An 8,348-nucleotide genomic window follows, 5' to 3' on the forward strand; every position below is an offset into this window, starting at 1 on the left:
ACTGCATACGCAAGCAAATGAGCTTACTTACAGTACTGATAAAACCAGTTCCAACGATCAAGCTCGTATAGTTACAAAAGAAACGCGGTGGCGCTATCAAAATGGTTTTTACAAATTCCTGTTTATTGGCACCGGTATTAATAATAAATTAGTGCATCGGCAAAACGTTTTATACTACCCTCAAGGATATGTCAAAGTATCCGTTAGCCAAGCTAAAAAGCTGAAGAAAATTATGGCTACTCAGCAATCCCCAAGCGCCCATGCCGCTCTTAAACAACAAGTAAGTGCTTATATCAACCAAAAAATTGCTAACGCTAAGACTAATGATCCGCGCAAGATTAAGCAGATTACAAAGCAAGCGCAAATTGAATTTGAAGGACAGGCTATTAAAAAAGCACTACAACAAAGGTAACGCACTGCCAAATAAAAAACGAGAAAGAGGTTATCAACAACTTCCTTCTCGTTTTTTATACAAGTAAATTATCTTTTTTCCTAATAATTATAGTTTTAACTTATTGATGCGCACTTACCATGGCTTGAACCCGTTGTGGTTGATGTTGATGCCAATAATCAATTCCATGAACATGACGATAATGATCCCACTCATTCTTCTTAATCAATAGTCGTTGATCAGGTTTGCCAATTGGTGAAACATCAACTTTATCTACACAATATAGGTACATCGCCAATAGAATCACATCAGATACGATTCCAACACCAGTAAACAGTAGCAAAACCCCAACTACTGAAAAAACCTTCTCAAACTTGGTCCAGCGTCGATAATAAACAACCCCAGATTGTAAATTATCTGTTTTAACTGGTTTTAACTTACGGAATTTCACTCTGCCAACCTCCAGTAAATATTTGTTATTAGTATCATACAATTATCCGGACAAATTTGCAAACGTTTTCAATATGAATTAAGCTGTAATCAATACAGATGAACAGCACTCTACAACAATGGGGCCTAACGCTCGGTAAGTAAACCAAACGTTAGGCCCCTGTTGTTGTTTGCGAGGACGTGAAAACAAAATCACGTTTTCTAATTAGATTTTAGTTGGTCAATCCTATTACTTAATATCGATTAATTCGATGCCAAACAACTTAGCCAAAGTTTCTATTTGGTCCATTGTAAGGTTCATGGAAAGAACAGTATGGTGTCCACCACCATTACGCATCCAAGCAGTGGCACCCTTCTTGAGACCACACTTTGGAGTCCACATTTGCTTTGCAACTGGCAGATGTGGCATTTCCTTTTCCGGCTTAGCACAATCAACATCGTAAGCAATGAACTTGTATCCATCATCGAAGTATGACAAAGTAATGTCAATTCCTTCGCCTTCAGATCCTGTAAATACTAACCGTGCTGGATCTGCCTTGTCACCAATGTCTAATGGGTGAACTTCAACCCGTGGCTTATCAGAAGCAAGTGTTGGGTCAACTTCAAGCATGTGTGATCCCATAATTGCTTGGTGGCCCTTCCGCAGATCTAATGTGTAGTCTTCCATGAAGGCAGTTTGCTTGTTTTCAGCAATGATCTTCAACAGACGGGATAAACCTGCTGACTTGAAGTCACCTTCAGCCCCGAAGCCGTAACCATCAATCATCAGTAATTGAACAGCCAATCCTGGTAATTGTTCTAGTCCTTCAAGGTCTTGGAAGTTTGTAGTGAATGCATCATAGCCCTTTTCATCAAGGAAGTTCTTAATACCAAGGTATTCACGTAGTTGATAACGAACAGAGTGAACATATTTATCATGGTCATTGTCGCCCTCAACCATATCATAGTTATCTTCTAGGCGTTTGTATTCCTTATCAATATCATCTTCAGAAACTGCGTTAACAGCTGCCACTAGTTCAGCTACAGGCCAGTAATCAACGGTCCAGCCAAGCTTAATTTGAGCAGCAACCTTGTCACCTTCAGTAACGGCTACATCACGCATTGTATCACCAAAACGAGCAATCTTAATGTGGAAGCTTTCGTTATAACCAACAGCTACCTTTTCCCAATCTGCAATTTCATCTTGAACTTCTGGGTCATTCCACCAGCCATAAACAATCTTGTCTGGTACACCCATCCGCGCGTTGATGTAATCATATTCACGGTCACCATGAGCACTTTGGTTCAAGTTCATGTAGTCAAAGTCAATGGTATCAAATGGAATATGGTCAAGCATTTGAGTTGCTAAGTGCATTAGTGGCTTTTGTAATAATTCAGTACCACGAATCCAGTTCTTAGCAGGTGAGAAAGTATGCATCCAAGTCATTACACCGGCAACATTGTCATTGTAATTAACTTCCTTCATAAACTTAGTAATACTGTCAGCGGTAGTAGCTACTAATTTGAAGACTACCTTGTATGGCAACTTACCACTAGCGTTCAAGCCGTCTACCAATTTACGGGCATCTTTTTCAACTTGTTCCAATGCTTCTGGACCATATAGTGGTTGACTACCAACTGCGAACCAAAATTCATAATCAGGTGTTTTTAACATAATGATTAGATCTCCTTTTCTTTAATTGAAATTGCAACGGGACTGGATTTTGCCCATTACTAAATCGCTTACATTGTTATTATATTCAATTTGTACGGATAAATCAATACAATTGCCAAAAATAAACGTACAAATTATTTATTGTTTGTCTTTGTCTACAAATACATTAAATATATTTGTTGAACAGCAACTCTTTAATTGACAAGAAGAGCCCTTGATCATTAGAACAGTTACCAATATATCAAGGACCTCCTTAAAGAATACGTATTAATGATTTGTTTGAATATGTTTAGAAATTATGACTTTATCGTTAAACTATGCTTTATTCTTCTTAGCAGCTGTCATTGCACGCATGGAAGCTTCAATCTCTTCAAGTGACTTCCCACGAGTTTCAAGGAAAAATTTGTTAGTGAAGATGATACAAATAACACAGATAACACCATAAATAATGAATGTGTTAGCAATATCAAAGGCAGCCAACATTGATGGAAATGTTAATGAAACAACCATATCAGCTAACCAGTTGGTAGCAGAACAAAGGGATGTTCCTAATCCACGAATGTTTAATGGGAAGACTTCACCAATGTATACCCAGGTAATTGGGGCCCATGTACATGCATAAAAGGCAATGTAGACAGTTAAAGCAATGGCACTAACATAGGCAGCAGCACGAGAACCACTATCCATCTTAAGAATGGTAGCCATTACGAATAGTGACAATCCCATTCCGGCAGCACCGACAGTTAACATCTTTTTACGATCAACGTGATCCATTAGAAGCATTGCGACAACAGTAACGATAACATTAACAATTCCGATCCCGATGTGGGCAAGTAAGGCGGCAGCAACACCCCAACCAACTTTAGTAAAGATTGTTGGAGCATAGAAAATAACGGAGTTAGAACCAATAACTTGTTGGAAAATAGCAGCACCTAAACCAGTAATCAAAGCTGGACGAACATCTGCTCCGAATAGTTCTTTCCAACCACCTTGTTGTTGCTTAGCAGAATCTTCGATTTCAGACAACGCGGTGTTAACGGCTTTGTCATCACCCTTGTTAGTACTCATTAAAACATCACGTGCTTCGTCGAGCTTACCGATCTTAACTAAGAAACGTGGACTTTCTGGAAGGAAGAAGGCTCCGATGAAAAGAATAATTGCAGGTAAAGCAGCAAAGCCTAACATCCAACGCCATCCAGTGTACATTCCTTGGAAGGTGTAGTTCAAAATATAAGCTAACAAAATACCAATCATAACCATTAACTGGAACATTGTCGCAACCGCACCGTGCATCCGTTTAGGGGCTAATTCGTGAAGGTAAGCAGGAATCAATGCTGAAGTAATTCCAACACCAATCCCTAAGATGACCCGTGTTACCAGCAATGTCCAGTATTCTGGAGCAAATCCAGATCCAAGAGCACCGATAGTAAAGATAATAGCGGCCCAAATTAGAAGCTTACGACGACCATACTTATCAAGAAACTTACTCGTACCAAGTGCACCAATGATCGCACCGATTAATACTGAAGAAACAACCATTCCTTGTTCCCACGAGTTTAAGTGTAATTGCTTTTGAATGAAGAGGATAGCACCGGAAACGGAAGCAATGTCGTAACCGAAGAGTAAACCACCCAGGGCACCAAAAGTATAGATAAATCCATTTGAAACTTTCTTCAATTTTGTTCACTCCTATACTTTGTTAATAGACAACAATCTCAAACCAAAAACCACATGTGATAGTACTTAAAACAATTCTTTAAGCGCTTACATGCATAGTATAGAATATTTGTCCGAATAAATCAACAAAACGTTTTAAATATTTTACTTTTACCATATAAATTTCTTTACGAGAAAAATAAATATTATAAAATCAATGTTCTGGTCATGTTTTGTTAATTGCCTTCTAATTTTTTGTATAAAAAAGGTGCATTATTAGACGGTAAATATACATCATCAATAATGCACCTGCTAAATTTGTATGGAAATTATTATTTAGTTAAATCTTTAACTGAAGACCGTTCAATAATCTTTGGATGGTAAATAATCGGCTTAACATCTTCACCTTTGATTAACTTCAAAATCATATTGCCAGCATCCATCCCCATTTGGTTCTTAGGGTGCGCAACGGTTGTTAATCCAGGCAAAACATAGGCACTCAATTGGTAATCATCAAAGCCTACTACACTAACATCTTCTGGGATTTTTAATCCAATTGATCGAACCACATCCATCACTTGAATTGCTAATTGGTCATTATAACAAGCAATTGCCGTTGGACGATCGCTAGCCTTCAAATACTGAGCAATTTTGGCGAAAATATGTGCAATATCGTCCGATGACTGGTACATAATGACATCACTCATTAACATCATCGAAGGATGCTCCATATAAGCATCCATGTATCCTTGCAAACGGTCAACCCCTTGCATATCGTCAATTTTAAAAATCCCTAAAATCCGTTGGTGTCCTTTATCAAAAAGCCGACTTACCAAGTCATGTTCAGTTTGCCGGTCATCAACATCAATAAACGGCAGACTAGAATTATCATAATGAGCATTAATAAACAATGCCGGAATGTGTGACTTAGCAATTTGATCATAAAGGTCCCGGTTAGGATTGGGACGCGCACTCTGGGTTGGCTCGATGATTAGACCATCGACATTGCTATCGAGCATCCGCTGTAAACTGATCCGTTCTTGAGGATGGTCGTTATGCGTGTTTCCCAATAGAATCGAATAGCCTTGCTGAGAGAGGGAACGATCAATCCCACTAATAATGCTTGGAAAAATATAATCAGCAAGGTGGGTCGTGATTACTCCCACTACTTTTTGATTAACTGGCTGTTGCTGACGTTGAGCTTGCCAATCTTCTACAAACATCCCTCCACCTTGAATACGGTAAATATAATGTTCATTTTCTAGCTCCCCCATTGCTCGGCGAATGGTATAACGACTCACACCATATTTATCCATTAATGTCGATTCCGTCGGTAACTGATCTCCAGGCTGATATTGGCCTGAACTGATAACCCGACGAATTTGTTCTTTTACTTTTTCATATTTAGTTGTCATTACTCGCTCCTAATGAAAGAGCGGTGGACAACATCGGTCCAAACCAACCTGTTACTACATCGCTCTTCTAGATATTTAATTTTCACGTTTTGCGTGATCTTTGCTATGGGCACTATTTTGTCCATAGTATGCGTTGGCCCCGTGCTTCCGATAATAATGTTTATCTAGCAGATATTGTGGTAAATGATTATCAGCTCTAGTTAATTGTAACGTATGATAATCTTCTTCGGCAACCACTTCAAGAACTTTAGCATTATAAACCGCTTTATCTGGTGTCGGTCCCCATGCAAATGGACCATGCTGCATCACTAACGCTGCCGGTGTAGCCTCATAATCCAAACCACGTTCTTTAAATGAGCGAACAATAACTTTACCTGTATTTCCTTCGTAATCTTCTTCAATTTCATCCTTAGTGAGAGCATCTGCTGCAGGAATATCATTATAGAACGTATCAGCGTGGGTAGTATTCATCGCCGGAATATCCATGTGCGCAGCTGCAAATGAAACTGCCCATGGAGAATGGGTATGAACAATTCCACCAATCTTCGGGAAGTGGTTATAAAGGTACGTATGAGTTGGTGTATCACTAGAAGGATTCAACTGACCTTCAATGACTTCCCCCTTTAAGTTCACAACTACCATATCTTCAGGCTTTAAATCATCATATGGAACGCCAGAAGGCTTAATTACAAATAGTCCCTTTTCACGATCAATTCCAGACACGTTCCCCCACGTGAAAGTTACTAACCCTAGTTGTGGCAATTTCATATTGGCTTCATAAACTTCTTGTTTTAATTTTTCTAACACGGGACAATCTCCTTATTAATTTAATTTCATGTTTTTACCAGCTTCAATTTCAGCAGGCAATGCTTCTTTGTAATTATCAATAAATCTTTCGTAGCCTTGGACACTCTCTAACTCTGGGTACAAGGTAGAGCTTTCAGCATTCACAAAGACCTCATCATCTAAGTAATCTGCTAAGCTCTTTCCTTTGGTATCACTGGCATAAAGAGCTAGCACCGCCATTCCCCATGGTCCACCTTCACCGGCATTACTCATTAAAGTAATCGGTGTGTTCAGTGCATCTGCCAGTACTTGTTGAGCAACAACCGGGGTCTTAAAGAGACCACCTTGGGCAATTAGAACGTCAGTCCGAATGTGTTCTTCTCGTAATAGAATATCCATTCCAATCTTTAATGGTGCAAAAGCGGAATACAACTGTACTTTAAAGATATTAGCTAAAGTAAAGTGGCTATCCGGCTTCCGGACCATCATTGGTCGGCCGTCTTGGACCTTGGTAATGTTTTCACCAGAAAGATAACTGAAGTTAACGAGGCCTCCAGCATCTTGATCTCCCCGTAATGAAACGTCAAATAGCTTTTCATAAAGTTGGTTAGGCGACAAATTAACCCCTAATACTTTGGCAAATTGGTTGAAGACATTTGCCCAAGCATTAATATCAGATGAACAATTATTGGTGTGGACCATGGCCACCGGTGCGCCATCTGGGGTCGTCACCATGTCAATATCACGATGGACCTTATTTAATTTTTGATCCAAAACAACCATTGAAAACGCTGATGTTCCCGCAGAAATGTTACCTGTCCGTTTGCGAACAGCGTTAGTGGCTACCATCCCAGTACCAGCATCACCTTCTGATGGTGCAATTAATGAACCAGGTTGCAATTGGCCACTCTTGTCCAATAATTTAGCACCTTCAGCAGTTAACTTGCCTGCTGAATGACCAGCCATCAATACTTCTGGCAAAATATCTTTAATGTCCCATGGGTACTGAGCAACTTCTGGCAGATCAGCGAATTGCTTCAGCATTTTGGTATCATACGTCTTAGTGGCCTCGTCAATTGGAAACATTCCAGATGCATCACCGATTCCAGTATTTTTATTACCAGAAAGTTTCCATGAAACGTATCCATCAAGAGTAGTAATAAAGTCGATCTGCTTAACATGATCTTCATGGTTCAGAATGGCCTGGTACAAGTGGGCAATGCTCCAACGTTCTGGGATATTAAAGTCAAATAGCTTTGTCAGCTTTTCAGCAGCCTCACCAGTAATATTGTTACGCCATGTTCTGAATGGTACTAACAAATTACCAGAGTTATCAAATGGCATGTAACCATGCATCATGGCACTAATTCCAATCGAACCAATCTTCGTCAATTGAATGCCATATTGTTCATTAACACTTGCTGCCATATTAGCATAACTTGTTTGAATTCCATTCCATACTTTTTCAATTGGATAGGTCCAGATATTATTTCTGAGTTCGTTTTCCCATACAAAATCTCCAGAAGCAACAACTTGATAGTCATCTGTAACCAAAACTGCCTTAATCCGGGTAGAACCTAATTCGATCCCCAAAGCAGTGTTAGCGTTTTCAATTTTACTTTTAATAATACTTTTATCCACAGGAACAGCCTCCCTTAAAAACTTTACTAACCATTAATATTGTAAAGTATTTGTCCGTACAAATCAAACAAATTTATTGATTATTTAGTATTGCTTTATAAGTGAACACTGTCCGGTTAATCATCTGACCCTCATATTATAAGTACTATAATCCTAAATCGTTTAACAATTGTTGATCGCTTTGATCTAAAGGAGCATTAAATTGTTTCAACTGTTGTGTGAACGGATCAGTAAACGATAATTCGCTGGCATGTAAGACTTGGTGATCCACCTTATCTAATGGTCCTCCATATAAATGATCACCCACTAACGGATGACCAAGAGAACTCATGTGAAGACGAATTTGGTGCGTTCG

General features: G+C 39.1%; 7 protein-coding genes and 1 pseudogene. 1 reads left to right on the plus strand and 7 read right to left on the minus strand.

Going from position 1 to position 8,348, the window contains the following annotated elements:
• Positions 1-412 (plus strand): DUF4811 domain-containing protein (locus H5975_RS06345; RefSeq protein WP_204785340.1); only part of this gene is annotated, 412 nt, incomplete at its 5' end.
• A 100-nt stretch (positions 413-512) separates the two neighbouring features.
• On the opposite strand, the gene H5975_RS06350 is transcribed toward H5975_RS06345, so the two are convergent.
• The 7 genes and pseudogenes from H5975_RS06350 to H5975_RS06380 all read right to left on the minus strand — a co-directional run.
• Positions 513-842: a hypothetical protein gene (locus tag H5975_RS06350; RefSeq protein WP_178660160.1), complete on the minus strand. Its 330-nt coding sequence runs from the start codon at positions 840-842 to the stop codon at positions 513-515.
• 228 nt (positions 843-1,070) lie between these two features.
• The gene (gene araA, locus H5975_RS06355; RefSeq protein WP_204785341.1) at positions 1,071-2,495 is read right to left on the minus strand and encodes an L-arabinose isomerase; all 1,425 of its coding nucleotides are present in this window, start codon (positions 2,493-2,495) and stop codon (positions 1,071-1,073) included.
• A 315-nt stretch (positions 2,496-2,810) separates the two neighbouring features.
• Positions 2,811-4,172 (minus strand): sugar porter family MFS transporter, encoded by a 1,362-nt coding sequence (locus H5975_RS06360; RefSeq protein WP_204785342.1) that lies wholly within the window; start codon positions 4,170-4,172, stop codon positions 2,811-2,813.
• Positions 4,173-4,483: 311 nt separating this feature from the next.
• Positions 4,484-5,566, minus strand: coding sequence for a GntR family transcriptional regulator (locus tag H5975_RS06365; RefSeq protein WP_204785343.1), 1,083 nt, complete (start codon positions 5,564-5,566; stop codon positions 4,484-4,486).
• A 75-nt stretch (positions 5,567-5,641) separates the two neighbouring features.
• Positions 5,642-6,373: an L-ribulose-5-phosphate 4-epimerase gene (locus tag H5975_RS06370; RefSeq protein WP_204785344.1), complete on the minus strand. Its 732-nt coding sequence runs from the start codon at positions 6,371-6,373 to the stop codon at positions 5,642-5,644.
• Between the two features lie 15 nt (positions 6,374-6,388).
• Positions 6,389-7,993 (minus strand): xylulokinase, encoded by a 1,605-nt coding sequence (locus H5975_RS06375; protein ID WP_204785345.1) that lies wholly within the window; start codon positions 7,991-7,993, stop codon positions 6,389-6,391.
• Positions 7,994-8,138: 145 nt separating this feature from the next.
• Positions 8,139-8,348, minus strand: a pseudogene (locus H5975_RS06380) (RluA family pseudouridine synthase); the annotation flags it as partial.

The sequence above is a fragment of the Limosilactobacillus coleohominis genome, from assembly GCF_016901675.1.
GTDB classification, from domain to species: Bacteria; Bacillota; Bacilli; order Lactobacillales; family Lactobacillaceae; genus Limosilactobacillus; species Limosilactobacillus intestinavium.

Coding starts and splice junctions, on each gene's coding strand:
- araA (WP_204785341.1), bottom strand. CDS start 2,495: ATGTTAAAAACACCTGATTATGAATTTTGGTTCGCAGTTGGTAGTCAA.
- H5975_RS06365 (WP_204785343.1), bottom strand. CDS start 5,566: ATGACAACTAAATATGAAAAAGTAAAAGAACAAATTCGTCGGGTTATC.